This is a genomic window from Lacrimispora struthionigena (assembly GCF_048627165.1).
Taxonomy (GTDB): domain Bacteria; phylum Bacillota; class Clostridia; order Lachnospirales; family Lachnospiraceae; genus Lacrimispora.
On the sequence record NZ_JBMBWP010000002.1, the window covers coordinates 1,632,218 to 1,650,000 of the forward strand.

At 40.0% G+C, this 17,783-nt stretch carries 14 protein-coding genes, 1 tRNA gene and 1 rRNA gene (1 of these 16 cut by a window edge); 9 read left to right on the forward strand and 7 right to left on the reverse strand.

Annotated features, from left to right (window positions below; translation table 11 throughout):
* Positions 1 to 142: 142 nt before the first annotated feature.
* Both ACOAOT_RS16770 and ACOAOT_RS16775 read right to left on the reverse strand, forming a co-directional pair.
* A complete protein-coding gene (locus ACOAOT_RS16770) occupies positions 143 to 526 on the reverse strand; it encodes a hypothetical protein (protein WP_420218034.1) in 384 nt (127 codons plus the stop codon).
* A gap of 71 nt (positions 527 to 597) precedes the next feature.
* Positions 598 to 894: a hypothetical protein gene (locus ACOAOT_RS16775; protein ID WP_420218035.1), complete on the reverse strand. Its 297-nt coding sequence runs from the start codon at positions 892 to 894 to the stop codon at positions 598 to 600.
* Between the two features lie 2,083 nt (positions 895 to 2,977).
* Here ACOAOT_RS16775 and ACOAOT_RS16785 point away from each other — a divergent pair.
* Positions 2,978 to 3,340, forward strand: coding sequence for a hypothetical protein (locus ACOAOT_RS16785; RefSeq protein ID WP_420219483.1), 363 nt, complete (start codon positions 2,978 to 2,980; stop codon positions 3,338 to 3,340).
* Positions 3,341 to 4,037: 697 nt separating this feature from the next.
* On the opposite strand, the gene ACOAOT_RS16790 is transcribed toward ACOAOT_RS16785, so the two are convergent.
* The 3 genes from ACOAOT_RS16790 to ACOAOT_RS16800 all read right to left on the reverse strand — a co-directional run bounded on the left by ACOAOT_RS16790 (position 4,038) and on the right by ACOAOT_RS16800 (position 8,052).
* Positions 4,038 to 6,179 carry a hypothetical protein gene (locus ACOAOT_RS16790; protein ID WP_420218036.1) on the reverse strand — a complete coding sequence of 714 codons (2,142 nt, stop codon included), beginning with the start codon at positions 6,177 to 6,179 and terminating at the stop codon, positions 4,038 to 4,040.
* Positions 6,180 to 6,924: 745 nt separating this feature from the next.
* A complete protein-coding gene (locus ACOAOT_RS16795) occupies positions 6,925 to 7,467 on the reverse strand; it encodes a hypothetical protein (protein ID WP_420218037.1) in 543 nt (180 codons plus the stop codon).
* 42 nt (positions 7,468 to 7,509) lie between these two features.
* Positions 7,510 to 8,052: a hypothetical protein gene (locus ACOAOT_RS16800; protein WP_420218038.1), complete on the reverse strand. Its 543-nt coding sequence runs from the start codon at positions 8,050 to 8,052 to the stop codon at positions 7,510 to 7,512.
* A gap of 232 nt (positions 8,053 to 8,284) precedes the next feature.
* Between ACOAOT_RS16800 and ACOAOT_RS16805 the strand changes: the two genes are divergently transcribed.
* The 8 genes from ACOAOT_RS16805 (at position 8,285) to ACOAOT_RS16840 (ending at position 14,760) form a co-directional block, all read left to right on the forward strand.
* Positions 8,285 to 8,539, forward strand: a complete 255-nt coding sequence (locus ACOAOT_RS16805) for a helix-turn-helix domain-containing protein (RefSeq protein ID WP_420218039.1) — start codon at positions 8,285 to 8,287, stop codon at positions 8,537 to 8,539.
* Positions 8,540 to 8,576: 37 nt separating this feature from the next.
* Entirely contained in the window at positions 8,577 to 9,347 is a 771-nt protein-coding gene (locus ACOAOT_RS16810; protein WP_420218040.1) for a hypothetical protein, read from the forward strand.
* Between the two features lie 208 nt (positions 9,348 to 9,555).
* Entirely contained in the window at positions 9,556 to 10,041 is a 486-nt protein-coding gene (locus ACOAOT_RS16815) for a helix-turn-helix domain-containing protein (RefSeq protein WP_420218041.1), read from the forward strand.
* A gap of 158 nt (positions 10,042 to 10,199) precedes the next feature.
* Complete coding sequence (locus ACOAOT_RS16820) at positions 10,200 to 10,565, forward strand: hypothetical protein (RefSeq protein ID WP_420218042.1); 366 nt, start codon at positions 10,200 to 10,202, stop codon at positions 10,563 to 10,565.
* Between the two features lie 79 nt (positions 10,566 to 10,644).
* The gene (locus ACOAOT_RS16825; RefSeq protein WP_420218043.1) at positions 10,645 to 11,292 is read left to right on the forward strand and encodes a hypothetical protein; all 648 of its coding nucleotides are present in this window, start codon (positions 10,645 to 10,647) and stop codon (positions 11,290 to 11,292) included.
* A gap of 2 nt (positions 11,293 to 11,294) precedes the next feature.
* A complete protein-coding gene (locus ACOAOT_RS16830) occupies positions 11,295 to 12,023 on the forward strand; it encodes a helicase HerA domain-containing protein (protein WP_420218044.1) in 729 nt (242 codons plus the stop codon).
* A gap of 475 nt (positions 12,024 to 12,498) precedes the next feature.
* Complete coding sequence (locus ACOAOT_RS16835; RefSeq protein WP_420218045.1) at positions 12,499 to 13,527, forward strand: hypothetical protein; 1,029 nt, start codon at positions 12,499 to 12,501, stop codon at positions 13,525 to 13,527.
* 24 nt (positions 13,528 to 13,551) lie between these two features.
* Positions 13,552 to 14,760 carry a tyrosine-type recombinase/integrase gene (locus ACOAOT_RS16840; protein ID WP_420218046.1) on the forward strand — a complete coding sequence of 403 codons (1,209 nt, stop codon included), beginning with the start codon at positions 13,552 to 13,554 and terminating at the stop codon, positions 14,758 to 14,760.
* Between the two features lie 86 nt (positions 14,761 to 14,846).
* On the opposite strand, the gene ACOAOT_RS16845 is transcribed toward ACOAOT_RS16840, so the two are convergent.
* Positions 14,847 to 14,919 (reverse strand) — tRNA-Gly (locus ACOAOT_RS16845).
* 90 nt (positions 14,920 to 15,009) lie between these two features.
* Positions 15,010 to 17,783: ribosomal RNA gene (locus ACOAOT_RS16850) — 23S ribosomal RNA — on the reverse strand; it runs 118 nt beyond the window's last position.

The window sequence follows — 17,783 nt, forward strand, 5'->3', positions numbered from 1 at the left end:
CAGTAATCTTGCAGTGTCAAGCTATTTTAAAATTAGATGAAAGCCCGGGTGTGACGACAAAAAACCAGAAGCGTGATGTGACAGCTTCTGGCTTTTCTATATTTTCGATAACAATTAAATCAATAAAATCTCAATGTAATATTTAAATCGATTCATTATTCCATTGGATTTTAACGATTTCAGGTTGTTGGCTGTTATACCTTACCGTATGTACAGACCGTGTACTGCTGTAAATGCTTAATTTATAAGTATCGCCGCTCTTGTCGGTAAATGCCAGATAGCCTGCTCCTGAAAAAAATCCTTCCGGCCCCTGTGCATCCACACTAAGAACAAAATCGTAAAATCCCGGAGAGCCAGTTAACGTTATACCATATACGCACCCTTTATCATTAAATCGAATGATGTCATATAAATTTGAGGAGCCATTAATTGTCACCTCAGAGTTTACCGACATTCCATCCCTGCGCTCGGCACTTGAATTCTCACCTATTTTTGTTGCTGTAAAATCAGATACGGGATATGCCATACTAATAACCTCCTTTAATTTTTTTCTTATTGTTTAATAATAAAATGGGAAACTGCACGAGTCCGTGCATATTATAAACCAATTTTAACTGGCTGAACTGATAGCAGCTGGAAATCCCCACCATCTGCAGGCAGTGATTGGTGTAAATAGACCGCAACCAGACCGCGTTGCGGATTCATAACTAAGGGAGTACTTTCACAAATAATCATATGGTTCTTACCTGCCACAATCTGCGATGCCACATAGAGCAGCGGTGTGTAATGAACTCCAACAATTTTACTTATCACCTGGTCAAATCCATCAGCAACATCTTTGGGAAGTTCACAGGGAATAAATTCCTCCAATACCCAATTTCCTACTTCATTCATACTTCTACCCCTTTCATTTTATTTATTTTCTTTTATTGATGCTCTTAGTTTACCAACAAATAGTTTCTTATTAAGGATCACTTACCCCCCTTGGGTAATATTCGTATATTTTTTCAGAACAAATTTATTTTGGGGTGACAGTAAATAAAAAGTAACCAGCCGGTTAAGAATCACCAATTGGTTACATTATAGTTTTTATTTATTTAATTTGGCGCGTTATTGTTTATGATGCAAATATTTTACATATTCAGTTAATGTGACTATCAAACGGTTATAATTTTCTTCTTTTTTACTTAAAGGTCATAGCTATTTCTGTTTTGTTTCTTATATACGCTTAGGGTGTCCGCTATCATCACACAAAGCAATAACCGATTCCTCCTCATTTGTAAATTTCCAAATACTGTTTTCAATAAAATACCGGATTTAGGGGTGTATGGTTCTTTGAAAACTCCATTTTGTTAGAATTTTTCCATCATACCAGTTCTATTCCTAATTAATATTTTTTGAATATAATACACTAGGCGTTAATCTTACGCTTTCAAATAATTTAAATAGAAGGGGATATTATGCAACCTAAGAAATTACAGGGAATGAATATACACGATTGCTGTGGAACAAATAAATGTTCATCAGATAAATGCTGCAATCATGGAAATATGAGCTCTGAAACTTGTCGGTGCAAATGCTGTCGCTGTATAGGGCCGACTGGGCCGACCGGTGCTACTGGGGCTAAAGGCCCCGCTGGGCCGACCGGTGCTACTGGGGCTCAAGGCGCTACTGGGCCTACCGGCGCTACTGGGGCTAAAGGCCCCGCTGGGCCGACCGGTGCTACTGGAGCTCAAGGCGCTACTGGTCCTACCGGCGCTACTGGGGCTCAAGGTCCCGCTGGGCCGACCGGTGCTACTGGGGCTCAAGGCGCTACTGGTCCTACCGGGGCTACTGGGGCTCAAGGCGCTACTGGGCCTACCGGCGCTACTGGGGCTCAAGGCGCCACTGGGCCTACCGGCGCTACTGGGGCTCAAGGCGCCACTGGGCCTACCGGCGCTACTGGGGCTCAAGGCGCCACTGGGCCTACCGGCGCTACTGGGGCTCAAGGCGCCACTGGGCCTACCGGCGCTACTGGGGCTCAAGGCGCTACTGGGCCTACCGGCGCTACTGGGGCTCAAGGCGCCACTGGGCCTACCGGTGCTACTGGGGCTCAAGGTGCTACTGGGCCTACCGGCGCTACTGGGGCTCAAGGCGCTACTGGGCCTACCGGAGCCACCGGTCCTACCGGCGCTACTGGAGCTCAAGGCGCCACTGGGCCTACCGGCGCTACTGGGCCCACCGGTCCTACCGGCGCTACTGGGGCTACTGGCGCCACCGGTCCTACAGGCGCTACTGGAGCTCAAGGCGCCACTGGTCCTACCGGCGCTACTGGGCCCACCGGTCCTACCGGCGCTACTGGGGCTACTGGTCCTGACTGGTCCGTACTGGTCCTACTGGTCCTACTGGCGCTACTGGGGCTCAAGGACCTACTGGCGACACCGGACCTACTGGCGCTGCTGGTAGCACTGGGCCTATTGGACCTACTGGTGACACTGGACCTGCTGGTAGCACCGGGCCTATTGGACCTACTGGTGACACTGGACCTACTGGTGACACTGGACCTATTGGTGACACTGGACCTATTGGTGACACTGGACCTATTGGTGACACTGGGCCTATTGGATCTACTGGTAGCACTGGGCCTATTGGACCTACTGGCGACACCGGACCTACTGGACCTACTGGACCTGCTGGTACCACTGGGCCTATTGGTGACACTGGACCTGCTGGTAGCACCGGGCCCATTGGACCTACTGGTGACACTGGACCTATTGGAACTACTGGTGACACTGGACCTATTGGACCTACAGGCGACACAGGGCCTACCGGACCTGCTGGTACCATAGGGCCTACTGGGCCTACTGGTGATACTGGACCTACCGGTACCACTGGTGGTACTGGACCTACTGGTGACACCGGACCTACTGGACCTGCCGGTACCACTGGGTTATCAGAATATGCTTATATTTACAACTTGGCTGCTGAGGTGGTTGCCTTGGAGGCAGATATATTATTTAGTGACAATGGCATTATCGTCGGCACTATCACACATGCTCCAGGAACATCTACCATCCAAATTGGTAGCGCTGGTAACTACGCCATTTGGTTTTATGTGGCAGGTGTTGAACCAAGTCAATTTACTGTCTTTCAAAATGGAGCTCCCGTTACTGGAGCTGTATATGGATCTGGAGCTGGAACACAACCGAATCCAGGTATGGTAATTATTACTGCAGCCGCCGCAGATGTCATAACGATACGAAATCATACAAGTACTGCTGCAGTTACGTTACAAACTTTGGCCGGAGGAACACAAATAAACACCAATGCTTCAGTATTAATTCAAAAATTAAGTTCTTAAGGTCAGCCAATTAATCAACCAAAGCAGCTGAACAAAACGCACGTCCAGCTGCTTTGGTTCTATCTATCTGCCTCATCTACTAAATACATTTCCGCGTAGTTATAGGACTTCAGTTTGAGTTGTAACTTATCCATGAACTTAATATAATTGATTTCTCTTCGTTAGATCAGAGATTCGTCTCCTACTTTCTTCAAATTCCACCTCGCGATAGACACCCTTGGCCTTGATTATATCCGTCCCACCACCGAGTAGTGTACGGGCAACAGCACAGAACATGCGCCCCATGGATGCACAATAAAAAAAGCAGACTTCCAAAGCGTGGAAATCTGCTTAATACTAATCATTTTATAAAGCGCGAGACGGGACTCGAACATTACCGCCGTTCTCAAACCTATATAAAATAAGGAGGAACGCACACTGTCTAACGAGTGTCTACAGCTTGTATACAGAATCTTAACTGTCATTAGATAGTCAATTATGATATGTCAAGGATTCCGCAAGAACAACGCTAGTCCTTGACATATCCGACTTAAATTCAGATTTATTTACAACATAGGATTACTTAGACAAGATGTTTTAATCTTGTTCGAATTGTTAAAAACAAATGACCTATCATCTACAAATTGTATAGGTAAGTTTCACTCGTAATTTTTAGTATATATACTTTAAATAAACATAAAAGGAAGTTATACTGCCTCTAAACTTGATTTACACTGTTGTCTATGTCATTCAAAGAATCATGGTATCTTTGTAGATAAGTATTTTTAATCTTATTATATCCTGGACTAATAAGAAAACTACCGGTAATTCCAGAAATAATTGATGACAACGAAACTACAACATCAATAATCGCCAAATTATTTACACTATCTTGCTTAATAGTCTTTGATGTTGAAATGTAATCGAAGATTGGTTCTACTAATCCTGATGTAATAGGTATAAAAGCAAGTATGCAGATTAATATACAGACTGTTGTAAAAGCTATCATAGCCCATCCAAAAGTAATTCTGCATATAGCTTTTCTTTTAGCCTTTTTCTCAATACTTTTTTCAAAATGTATTTGATACTTATTATTACTTCTTAACTGTCCATCTTTTTTCTCATTAGTATCTTCAAGTAACTTTATTCTACAACTTAAATCTTCTATAATATTATTCTTATCGCCATTAATTACTTCAGCCGTAGCCAGCATTTCTTCTTTTGCTTTTAATTCCTGTTCCATTAATTCTACTTCAGATAACATTACATCATCTATTAGTTGCAGTTGCTCGGTTTCTGATTCTATTAAATTAAAAGTATCTTGTATCAGTTGATTACATAAAATTTTTTCAGCAAATTCTGGCGTTACCCCTTTATAATAAGAAATTCTGCCTAATATATCTTGGATACAATGATTACTAAGTTTATTTGTTCCAAAAATTGTCCTTGAAGATGAAAAAAGTCCCAAAAATGTTTCATAATACTTATCGCTCGAATGAGTTATACAAAATAATTGCATTAATTGTGACGGTAATATGACTAAATCGGGCTTATTTTGATATTCACTATCAAATTTTTGTAATCTGACCAAACTCCAGTCAGATGTTAGAAACATGACCTTACTATCAAATGCATTGGCAGCAGTTGGTATACGTAAGTGCTCAATTATAGCAAGACAAACTGCATCATGATCTATAGAATTATCTGATTTAGAATACTCTGGATCCTTAGCACTAAAAGTAGCCACTTTACCATATAGTAAATCTATTTGCTCTTTTAAATTGCATTTTTCTATATAATTATCCGTATCAATAATTATTTGCAGCTCTGTAATCAATCCAGCAAGATCCTTATACCTGTAATTAAAATCTTTAGCAGATATACCTGTATCCATTTTTGCTTTCCAATATGTACTAAGATAATTTTCAGTAGTTCTACATTTATATCCTATTGATGCAAAGCTAATCGGATACTCATATTTTTCTATAAGTTTTGCATCATATTGGATACGTCGTCTTAATTCTTCAATTGTTTTATTAAATACTTTCAATTCGATTTGGTTTTCTCTACAATAATTTATCAATGAAGTAATTACCAAAAAACGCCCTTCTCCTTGTAGATTCAAAAGACGATATAGTATTGGAGTATCTAGATATATTGTTATTCCACGAATTTTTTCTTCTACTTTTTCTACTATAAAATCATCGGCAACTGTAGAGAGATACGCTACTGCTTTGTTTATTTGCTTAATGCAAAACCTTTTTTGTTGAGAAGTTAATTCACTTGTAAAAATTTTCTCCAAAAATGAAGATATATATGTTGCATACTTTTCCGGCACCTCTTGGATACTGTGTTCAATTAATTCTTTAACATCTATTGAATCATATTGGCTTATGCCTGTAAACAAAGCGAACGAATCTGCTCCATGAATTAAAAAGAAACCATTTATATACTTAATTATTGTTTCTTTAATAACCTCATAATGTTCTTGTGATATTTTTTCATTTATATCTTTTTCAAATTCAATAATCCAACTTTGTAAGGCAGAATTTTGTACGATTTCATTTTCATCGATTATGTTAGTTAAATCCTCAAGCGTTGTTGATGTTAATACAATGTAATTATTTTCATAATTAATCTTATTATTTTTTTTTAACTTTTTTAAATTGATTTGGACTTTCATTGTATCTACACTAACATTAAAAAGCTCATGCATTGCATCAGCGAGTGTATCTTTTGTCAATTTTCTTTTGCTATTATATATTGTATCAACTATTATCGCTTCAAAGTTATCATTCTCTATTTCTGTTGCCAATAAATGACTAAATTTTGTTATCACGTCGATATTTATTTTATCCACGATGACTCCCCCCATCTCAAATTTTAAATCCTACCTTATAAAATGCAAATCAACTCCATATTATTGCTATAATTATACATTTTATCACACTAATATATAAAAATCCATATTGTTCAAAAATCGATAACTTGAAAAAGGATAGGCAGGCTAGTATATATCAAGTCTGAATATAAATGTACAAAAATACCGAAAATTCTTTAAATTCAAGATTCTAAATACAAATTAAATTATACATGATAAAACCGTTACATTGTCGTCGTCCTCAAACCTATATAAAATAAGGAAGTTAAGGAGGAAAATACACTGTCTAACAAGGGTCTACAGCTTTGTATTTTTACCAGATATCACATTAGGATAAGTCAAGGGTTCCGTAGGAACAAGGCTTGCCCTTGACCTATCCGATTTAAGACTAGACCATTCCCACACTAGAAATACCTGGACAAGATTCTTTTCCCTTGTCCAGCTTGATTACATTTCTAATGATTTTAACACATATATGGATTTATGTATGCAGTCAATCCTCCTTACTTAAATTATTTACTTAACTTATTTTTAAGCTAATAATTTAAGTAAAATAAAAATCCTATGAAGTCTGCCAGAATCTTCATAGGATTTTTATTTAAAAACTTTGTATTTTATTCTATATAATAAGGAGTGTGATTTTATCCTTTGTATATTTATTAATATTTAATTGGATACTATCCTATGATATATGATATCATAATTATATAGGATAAATATAATGCTATCTCCAAGGAGTGTTCTCGCCACTGGGTATTTTATCAATATTATTATCTTTTAAAGATTGCATAAAGTCTTCATTAAATAAGTCATCATACTTACTACTACCAGTATTACTATTTCCACTATTACCATTATCAGCAGTACTACTATTGCTTGCTCCTGAACTTGCTTTAGTGGTAGTTCTATACAATCCTGTAGAATCTACTGTAAATCCATCTGGAGTTGTTGCACTTATACTCATTACGCCATAATCATTCACATAATAGAATGCTCCTGATTCAGTTAAACTCTCTACCCAACTACGAGTGAGGTATCCACCAGTATTAAGTTTGAACTTCCAATTATTATCTGACTGCTGTTCCCAGTTGCCAAGTCCGGCTACTGCACTTTGATAATAGGTATTTATATTTACGTTTGTTGTCTCTGTACTCGTTGTTGTGGTTGCTTCTCCCGGACCTTGAGCAAATGAAGTAATTCCACCTTCTATGCTTCCTATCATTGCTAAAGATATCAGACTTGCCGTCATCAGCATTTTTCTTCTCATACTCTTTCCCTCTCTAACTTTTGATATATGGTGTATACAAACTTAGTTAAGACTATCGTTTGGGTTTATTTCGTTTATTCTATGATCAATTAAATCTTGCATAAAATCTTCCCCAAATAAATCAGCATATTTATTACTGCTATTACCGCTACTACTACTATCATTATTACCATTATCAGCAGTGCTACTATTACTTGCTCCTGAACTTGCTTTAGTGGTAGTTCTATATAATCCTGTGCTATCTACAGTAAATCCGTCTGGAGTTGTTGCACTTATACTCATTACACCGTAATCATTCAAATAATAGAATGCTCCGGACTCAGTTAAACTTTCTACCCAACTACGAGTGAGGTATCCACCAGTATTGAGTTTGAACTTCCAATTATTATCTGACTGCTGTTCCCAGTTGCCAAGTCCGGCTACTGCACTTTGATAATAGGTATTTATATTTACGTTTGTTGTCTCTGTACTCGTTGTTGTGGTTGCTTCTCCCGGACCTTGAGCAAATGAAGTAATTCCACCATCTATGCTTCCTATCATCGCTAAAGATATCAGACTTACCGTTATCAACATTTTTCTTTTCATTCCCTTAACCCCTTATCTTTATTTTACCTCTATCACTAACAATACTTTTCTACAATATAAGATGAATTGAATTTATTGTATCACTACTATTTTTAACTTGCAACGTAATAAACACATTATTACATACTAAATAAAAATTATACCAAAGTACTTCATCTTTAGAAGTATCATATCACAATTTATACGATAAAATCAACCTATATTTCATCTTTAGCAGTATAGGGGATTTTATATGAAAATTTATAAATATGGTAATGATAATAAAAAAAATATTATAGGTAAAAATTTAAAAGAATTACGTACCCATAAAAATATGAGCCAAAAAGAATTAGCTACTCAATTCCAATTATTAGGGTTGCAATGGTCTGATCTAACCGTCCTAAGAACCGAACAGGGAACACGCTTTGTTGCAGATTATGAGGTCGCTGTGATTGCTTCTTATTTTAATGTGAGTACTGACTCCCTTTTTAAAGGATTTAGTTGCTAAAGATTAATAATATTTTACATTGCAAAGGAGAAAATTTATGAGTGAAGAAATTAAGAGCAAAGAAAATATAAGTGATAAAATTAAAAGAGAACATATCCTCTGTGTGAATTGGTACATATTCTCTTGGCTCTGGAGAAAGGTATATAAAGAAATTAGTGAACAATCAAACATTGAAAATAAAAAAATAAAGTTAAGATTATCAGATAAATTCCCTATTGAAATAACGCAGAAGTCTAAGACTAATGATGGAGACAAGGAACCTAACACCCCTAAAAAAATCATTGTAGATCTGAATTTCTATGGATTGTTTGGCATAAACTATAGCGATTATGATGAATTCATGGTTGGAAATGATACTGCTGTATCAAACGAAACTCCTGATGGCAGAAAAAAAGTTAGGAAACTTTCTGAAATCACCCATTTACATCCTTCCATATTTACCGGAGAAGAGTGTCTTATTCCTATCAATAATATTACATCACCAAAATTATATAAATATGCTGAAGCACGTTTTTTATCAGCAGACAGCTATGACTATAGGGAAGAAAGTAAAACAGTTGACAAATTAATTCAGGAATTTTTATATCTACCCAATATGCTGCTTGCAATCGCCTTTATAAAATCTAGAGGAGAGATAAAGCCAGGGATCGATTCCATCGGAAGAAATAAAGCCTTCTTAGAATCAACTAAGTACAAAGAACTTTTGCGCTCGGATATTAGTACCCTTGGCAGTTATAAAAAATGTCTCGAAGAACATTTAGAAAAAGTCAATTCCTGTATAGTTTTTAATAAAAATAAAAACTTTTAAATTTTTCTGTCCTACATGTATCTTCTAGGACAGACATGCAGTGTAATAGGACAGTAATGCTTTAACCATAAACAGTAATGCCGAGAGAGCAAACTACAATGCTCTCTTTTTTTTGCGTTCCTTTTTTATCTTTTATCTTTTAGATATAATGAGTTCATCAGCTGAAACATACAAAAGAAGGAGAAACAGGCGCTTGTAACATTGTACCATGACAATTAATTCAACGAATATTAAAAAAACAACGGGAACTTGCGCTAAAAAATGCAAAATTGCGGCTAAAACCAAACAAAAAGGAGTTTTTAACGGTACCACTGGTCAACGTATTAAAGCACACAGGGGAAAATTGGGCATGACTCAGCAGGGATTAGCAGACAAGCTTCATATAAATCGAACCGCACTGTCTCTAATAGAGACTGATAAAAGACCCGCAACTCTTGAGCAACTAAAAATTTTTTCTAAGGAATTTAATGTCTCTATCAACTATTTATCATGTCAAACTGATTCACAGGCAAGCAACACTGAATACATAGAGAAATCTTCTTTAATAGAAGAGGAACGGTTGTCCTTGGTAAATGATCTGTTTAAAAAACAGGCCATACTTTATGCTGACGAATATCTTAGCAAGCTCAGTCCTGAAAGTCAGGAAGATTTGGCAATCCATATTTATAAGCTTCTTTCTCCAAAAGGTAAGTAATTTCTTGACCTGTGGCAAATGTTCTGATTTGTCACAGGCTTTTAATTTTTTGATACAAAAGTTTATCTATCTTATTGTAAAATTTTAGTATGGTAAGAAACACATCATCATTCATGATGTTTAACATAAATATTTTTCTAAGAAAGGAGATGAAACACATGACACCGGATAGCTTAACAATAACGCTTCCAATTCTGAACAATGGATCTGATGAAGCCCTTCTTATTGGAATGGCTCCTATTATGGAATACGATAAGGAATCTCGGAAAAGAACAGACAAACAGATAGGTATTTCATATATGATTGTACTAAATAAAAACAATTTCGAGAAAATCAATGTTAAGGTTGGAGATTTAAAATCAGCCATTCCCATGGAAGATCTGGAAGAAAAGAATGCTGTAAAATGTACCTTTAAAGGCTTTAAGGCACGATTTTATCGAGACTTTAAAACAAACAGCTACTTACTGACCGCTTCTGCGGACGCCATAATCATACTTGATGATGACGATGAAATCACTTTGTAAAACAATTTATACGGCGTTTTGTGCTTTACTTTGGCGAGGAATCACAAAACGCCGCCACCAGAAAGAGAGGTTCTTATTCATGAAAAAGTTTTTTAATGACGGGCTGGAACATTTTAAATCCAGTTCCACAAAGGAAAAGGTATTAACTACAGGCATTATTACAGGTATAGTTTCTATTGCTGTAATTCTTGCCTGCATGGCGGTAAAATTAGCTGCCCCCGTTCTTGCCACGTTAGCAATTGCTTATTTCTTTTTACATAAGGATAACACAGCTCAAAGACAACAGCAAGCCCTTTATCAACAGAAACGATTAATGGCTTCCGTGAATCTTTATGAGCAAGTAGCAAGAAGCTTCTTTCCTATTTTAAAGGAATATAATGCTGTCTTGGGGATTTCCCCTGCCACGGTTCATTCCATTTATTCGGAAGAAAAATTCTTCCATTTACCCGAAATAACAGAGCCTGTGCTGGTTTATACTTCGGAAAAAAAATTTCCACCTATGGCTGATATGTCTGATGTGAAAGCAGTTGTTCAGACTCGTCTTAGTCAGGAAAATCTTGATCTCTATCTGGCAAGGATTGACGCGAGGGATTCTCAGTTTATAAGGTTTTATATACTTCCTATTATGTCGGAAGATGCCTATAACTGGGCTTTATTAGACCAGAAAAGACAGTTTACCAATCAGAGACCCCAGAAGCCAGGGAACAGAAAGGATAAGGATTTTTAATCATGGACAAGCAGATTATTCCCTTAGTGTATGATAATGACATGCTAAAATTACAGCATTCCTTCTATGTTCACTGGGATATTACCAGTAATCCGCATATGGCTATACAGGGCATTACGGGAACGGGGAAGACTTATTTATGTAAACTAATTTTAGGTAGAATGGGACTATATTTACCAACAGGAGAAATTACAATCTGCGATTTCAAGGGAGATGATTCATTCATCTTCCTTGAGGGGTGTGAACGCTATCACAAATTCGAATCCTGTATGAATGGGTTTGATACCTTTTATGACGGTTTTCTTCAACGGCAAGCTGGTTTAGATAACAGCCGTAATCTACGGCTCATCATGTTTGATGAATGGGCTTCATTTCTCCAATACCTCGATAAGAAGAAGGCAGAAGAATACCGAAAAATGCTTTCGTCCATTTTAATGATGGGAAGAATTTTTAACTACCACACATTATTATCCCAACAGGTGTTATATGCCGAAGATTTTTCAAAGGCTCGCCAAAATTTCAGTACTATTATTACTCTTGGCAATCCTAACAAGACTGTAGTTAATATGGTATATGATGACTTTAGCGAAAAGATAGACAATGATCGTGGGTTAGGGACTGGCTACATGCTCACCAATGGCTCGGATTTCAGAAAGATAGTGGTTCCTGAAATCACCGACATGGGGAAAGTTGAGCATTACATAAAAAGGGCTGTGGAATATAGCACCTAAACAGCCAAGACCTCAGGGCAGGGGCGTGGCAGAGCCAAAAGCCCCTGATCCTGAAAGGGCTTTGGCTGGTGAGCCGTAAGGCGAGCCATATCCCAGCGGAAGTATTACCGCTGGGTATATCGCAAATTGAAAAACCACCTCAAATCCCCTTATTATATGGGCATTCCACCACTTTTTAATTGCGACAAGCCCAAGTAGCTTTTGTAGCAAACCAACTTAATTATGAAACTAACAATAAACCACGGTTTATTTTAACATATAAAAACGGGAAACTGGCGATTCATTAAGGTTTCTCCGATGTGTGAATATAGCACACCACTGTTCAGAAACCCAGACCAATTCCCCTTGATTTTCCTATATACTGGGATTATCAAAAGAGCAAAGTTCCTGTTCTGGCGGTACTCTCATATGAAAAAAAAATAATAAGCGCTTATTTTTACATAGATAAAATTATATGAATGAGGAGATTTTAGAAATGTCAAAAGACAAACAATCCCGTAAATATCAGCTTACGATTAATAACCCGGCTGACACTGGTTTCAGCCATGATAAAATCAAAGAACTTCTTGCCACCCGTTTTAAATCCTTTGAGTACGGAGCCATGTGTGATGAAATCGGTGAACAGGGAACACCTCATACTCACATCTTTGTATGCTTCCGATCTCCAGTCCGTTTCTCCATGGTTAAGAAGCACTTCTCTACTGCTCACATAGAAGCCGTAGCAGGTTCAGTAGAGCAGAATCTAAGTTATTTAAAGAAAGAGGGCAAATGGGCTAACACCGCCAAAGCAGAAACCTCTGTCCCCGGAACCTTTGAGGAATGGGGAGACAGACCACCAGAAAACCTGGGTAAAGATAAGGACTTAGAAAACCTTTACCACATGGTTGTCGACGAAGGTCTTTCCAACGCAGAAATAATCAGGATAAATAATGATTACATCATGCAGATAGATAAGCTGGATAAAATACGGACTACCTACTTGCAGGAAAAATTCAAAGATGAGCGTAGAAATGTTGAGGTCACCTATATTTTCGGTGCCACGGGAACAGGAAAATCGAGAGGAATTCTTGATTTTCATGGAGATTCTAATGTATATAGGGTAACGGATTATGACCACCCTTTTGACCATTACTGCTGTGAACCTGTGTTAGTATTTGAAGAGTTCCGGTCAAATTTGCCTTTGTCAGACCTCTTAAATTACCTTGATGTTTACCCAATAACCCTAAAAGCCCGGTACAGTAACAAATTTGCCTGCTTTGATAAAGTATACATTGTGACCAACTGGAAACTGGAAAAGCAGTACCCCGCTTGTCAGGTAAACGATGAAGAAAGCTGGGATGCATTTCTTCGTAGGATTCACAAAGTAAAACATTATGTTTCTAAAGATGAAGTCGCTACTTATGAAAGCGTGGAAGAATATATGAACCGGAATAATAAGTTCATTCCCGTTAATAAACTGCCAAAAGAGGAACAGCTAGAAATCCCTTTTGACAAACAAACATAGTATCTGTTACTAAGGTGAGGCAGTATGAGTATAGATATTTCAGAAGGCATGAAACTTTCCTTATTGAAAGAAGCTCTTGGAAATGGTAGTATAATTGTAGACAGTGTGCTTGATACGATTATGGCTACCAAAAGAGAGCAGATTAAAAAACTACATACCTATGCGATTACTGCCCCATCTCATGAAGGGGGCAGATGGCAGACTTTTTATAAAGGAGTAGATGATGCGGTAAGGAAGAACATTAAAGCACCAACAGAGGAAGCACTACTGGATAAATTAATTACAATTTATTTTGCGGATTCCTCCATTAAAAAACTGACGTTTCACGGACTGTATGAGGAATGGCTGGATTATAAGAAATCCATTGTAAACAGCCCGAATACCATCAAACGGCATGAACAGCATTATAAAAAGTATTTTGAACCGTCACCCTTGCATAATCATAAGGTTATCAAGACTGATGAATTATTACTGGAAACAGAGTGCAACCGGATAATTCGGGATTTTAATCTTTCCCGGAAAGAATGGACGAATATCAAAACTATCTTAAATGGTATGTTTGAGTATGCGGTCAGAAAAAAATATCTGGTAGACAATCCTGTAGACAAGGTTCAAATATTGGTCAAGTTCAAACAGGTGGTAAGGAAAACGGGAAAGACAGAGACTTATAATTCGGATGAATTAAAGGAATTGAATCTTTACCTCGACCGTATGTATGCAGAAACCCATGATTCCGCTTATCTAGCTATTAAGTTAAATTTCACTATTGGCCTTCGTGTGGGAGAGCTAATATCTTTACGCTGGGAAGATTGCAGCGAGAATCATTTGCATATCGTTCGTGAAGAAGTCAGAGACCAGACTACAAACCACTATGAGGTTGTGGAGCATACCAAAACAAACCGGGATCGGTTCGTTGTCCTCGTTCCAAAAGCTATAGATATCTTGGAAAAAATTGACCGTCAGGGCGATTTTATCTTTATGAGAAATGGGGAACGGATTACTTCAAGACAGATAGCTTACGTTTTAGAAAAGTATGCGGAACGTCAAGGGCTTTCCACGAAGTCCACCCATAAGATGAGAAAAACTTTTGCAAGTAACCTAAATGCAAACGGTGTGCCACTGGACTGTATCCGGGAATTACTGGGACATAGCAACCTAAACACCACCCTTGGATATATCTACAATCCACTGACAGAAAAGGAAACCTATGACCTCATAGCAAAGGCACTGTAGCCTGTCTACAGCTGTCTACAGGTTGAAACAGACACAAAAATAGCGGAAACCCTGATAAAACCTAGGCTTCCGCTACAAATAAAAAAAGCGCGAGACGGGACTCGAACCCGCGACCCCGACCTTGGCAAGGTCGTACTCCACCAACTGAGCCACTCGCGCTTATTAATTATTCTTTTATCTGGGCATATACCCTCAAAACCACACATTGTTATATATCTTCATCCGTTCTTACCTCTTACCTAAACCAACCTGGTTAAGCCCTCGACCTATTAGTGACAGTCAGCTGCACATGTTACCATGCTTCCACCTCTGCCCTATCTACCTCGTCGTCTTCAAGGGGTCTTACTCTTGCGATGGGATATCTCATCTTGAGGGGGGCTTCACGCTTAGATGCCTTCAGCGTTTATCCCTTCCCGACTTGGCTACTCTGCCATGGTGTTGATCACCAACAGATACACCAGAGGTCAGTCCATCCCGGTCCTCTCGTACTAAGGACAGCTCCTCTCAAATATCCTACGCCCACGCCGGATAGGGACCGAACTGTCTCACGACGTTCTGAACCCAGCTCGCGTACCGCTTTAATGGGCGAACAGCCCAACCCTTGGGACCTACTACAGCCCCAGGATGCGATGAGCCGACATCGAGGTGCCAAACCACTCCGTCGATGTGAACTCTTGGGAGTGATAAGCCTGTTATCCCCAGGGTAGCTTTTATCCGTTGAGCGATGGCAATCCCACTTTATACCACCGGATCACTAAGTCCTAGTTTCCTACCTGCTCCACCCGTCGGTGTCGCAGTCAAGCTCCCTTATGCCTTTGCACTCTTCGAATGGTTTCCGACCATTCTGAGGGAACCTTTGAGCGCCTCCGATACTCTTTCGGAGGCGACCGCCCCAGTCAAACTCCCCGCCTGACATTGTCCCCCAGCCAGGTTATGGCTGCAGGTTAGAAATCCAATACCGCAAGGGTGGTATCCCAACATCGGCTCTGATAAGACTGGCGTCCTATCTTCGTTGCCTCCCACCTATCCTGTACATGCAGCACCGAATCCCAGTATCAAGCTGGAGTAAAGCTCCATGGGGTCTTTCCGTCCTGGCGCAGGTAACCAGCATCTTCACTGGTATTTCAATTTCACCGGGTGCATTGTCGAGACAGCGCTCAAATCATTACGCCTTTCGTGCGGGTCGGAACTTACCCGACAAGGAATTTCGCTACCTTAGGACCGTTATAGTTACGGCCGCCGTTTACTGGGGCTTAAATTCAGAGCTTCGCGTTGCCGCTAACCCCTCCTCGTAACCTTCCAGCACCGGGCAGGCGTCAGCCCATATACCTCACCTTTCGGTTTTGCATAGACCTGTGTTTTTGCTAAACAGTTGCTTGAGCCTATTCTCTGCGGCCTGATTTCTCAGGCACCCCTTATCCCGAAGTTACGGGGTCATTTTGCCGAGTTCCTTAACAATGCTTCTCCCGCCGGCCTTAGGATTCTCTCCTCATCCACCTGTGTCGGTTTACGGTACGGGCACATATTACACAATAGCGGCTTTTCTTGACAGCCCCTACAGAGACTTCCCTACTTTTGTTCGGTACGCGTCACACCTTCCTGTTGTTAAGCGGATTTTCCATCTTAACCAGTCCAATGCTTGCCCCGGTCTTTTCATTCCCGGGTTCTCTCTCGGTTCTGTGTCCCCACAGTTCTGATAATATGCGGTACAGGAATTTCAACCTGTTGTCCATCGACTACGTCTTTCGACCTCGCCTTAGGTCCCGACTTACCCAGAGCAGATCAGCTTTACTCTGGAAACCTTAGATATTCGGCCTGGAAGATTCTCACTTCCATCTCGCTACTCATTCCGGCATTCTCTCTTCTTAACGCTCCACATCTCCTTACGGTAATGCTTCTGCGCATTAAGAATGCTCCTCTACCAATGTATCATACGATACATTCCACAGCTTCGGTGTCGTGTTTTAGCCCCGGACATTTTCGGCGCAAGACCTCTCGACTAGTGAGCTATTACGCACTCTTTGAATGTGTGGCTGCTTCTAAGCCAACATCCTAGTTGTCTCTGAAATCTCACATCCTTTTCCACTTAACACGCACTTTGGGACCTTAGCTGGTGGTCTGGGCTCTTTCCCTTTTGACTGCCCAACTTATCTCGTGCAGTCTGACTCCCGTACATCATCTGACCGGCATTCGGAGTTTGATATTCTTTGGTAAGCTTTGACGCCCCCTAGGAAATTCAGTGCTCTACCTCCGGCAGACTAATACGAGGCTAGCCCTAAAGCTATTTCGAGGAGAACCAGCTATCTCCGGGTTCGATTGGAATTTCTCCCCTACCCACACCTCATCGCCACCCTTTTCAACGGATGTGCGTTCGGTCCTCCACCGCCTTTTACGGCAGCTTCAACCTGGACATGGGTAGATCACCCGGTTTCGGGTCTACCTTTACTGACTTAACGCCCTATTAAGACTTGGTTTCCCTTCGGCTCCGCACATTCAGTGCTTAACCTTGCCAGTAACGGTAACTCGCCGGACCGTTCTACAAAAAGTACGCGGTTCCACTTTAAACGTGGTTCCACAGCTTGTAAACACAAGGTTTCAGGTTCTCTTTCACTCCCCTCCCGGGGTCCTTTTCACCTTTCCTTCACAGTACTATGCGCTATCGGTCACTAAGTAGTATTTAGCCTTGGGGGGTGGTCCCCCCGAATTCCCACAAGGTTTCTCGTGTCTCGTGGTACTTTGGATCCTGCTCGCTGACTATTGTTTTCCCATACAAGGCTTTCACTTTCTATGGCCGGTCTTTCCAGGACCGTTCTGGTAACAAATCGTCTCACTTATTGCAGTCCGTAACCCCAGCATGCACGCACGCTGGTTTAGGCTCTTTCCATTTCGCTCGCCGCTACTTTGGAAATCGAGTTTTCTTTCTTTTCCTCCGGGTACTTAGATGTTTCAGTTCCCCGGGTTCCCGACGTATGGCTATGGATTCACCATACGACAGCTGAGGTTTGCTCAGCTGGGTTTCCCCA

Excerpts from the sequence above, each read along its gene's own strand:
- ACOAOT_RS16800 (WP_420218038.1), bottom strand. The coding sequence starts at position 8,052 with ATGAAAAGAAAAATGTTGATAACGGTAAGTCTGATATCTTTAGCGATG.
- ACOAOT_RS16795 (WP_420218037.1), bottom strand. The coding sequence starts at position 7,467 with ATGAGAAGAAAAATGCTGATGACGGCAAGTCTGATATCTTTAGCAATG.
- ACOAOT_RS16815 (WP_420218041.1), top strand. The coding sequence starts at position 9,556 with ATGACAATTAATTCAACGAATATTAAAAAAACAACGGGAACTTGCGCT.
- ACOAOT_RS16770 (WP_420218034.1), bottom strand. The coding sequence starts at position 526 with ATGGCATATCCCGTATCTGATTTTACAGCAACAAAAATAGGTGAGAAT.
- ACOAOT_RS16810 (WP_420218040.1), top strand. The coding sequence starts at position 8,577 with ATGAGTGAAGAAATTAAGAGCAAAGAAAATATAAGTGATAAAATTAAA.
- ACOAOT_RS16775 (WP_420218035.1), bottom strand. The coding sequence starts at position 894 with ATGAATGAAGTAGGAAATTGGGTATTGGAGGAATTTATTCCCTGTGAA.
- ACOAOT_RS16840 (WP_420218046.1), top strand. The coding sequence starts at position 13,552 with ATGAGTATAGATATTTCAGAAGGCATGAAACTTTCCTTATTGAAAGAA.
- ACOAOT_RS16805 (WP_420218039.1), top strand. The coding sequence starts at position 8,285 with ATGAAAATTTATAAATATGGTAATGATAATAAAAAAAATATTATAGGT.
- ACOAOT_RS16820 (WP_420218042.1), top strand. The coding sequence starts at position 10,200 with ATGACACCGGATAGCTTAACAATAACGCTTCCAATTCTGAACAATGGA.
- ACOAOT_RS16835 (WP_420218045.1), top strand. The coding sequence starts at position 12,499 with ATGTCAAAAGACAAACAATCCCGTAAATATCAGCTTACGATTAATAAC.
- ACOAOT_RS16825 (WP_420218043.1), top strand. The coding sequence starts at position 10,645 with ATGAAAAAGTTTTTTAATGACGGGCTGGAACATTTTAAATCCAGTTCC.
- ACOAOT_RS16830 (WP_420218044.1), top strand. The coding sequence starts at position 11,295 with ATGGACAAGCAGATTATTCCCTTAGTGTATGATAATGACATGCTAAAA.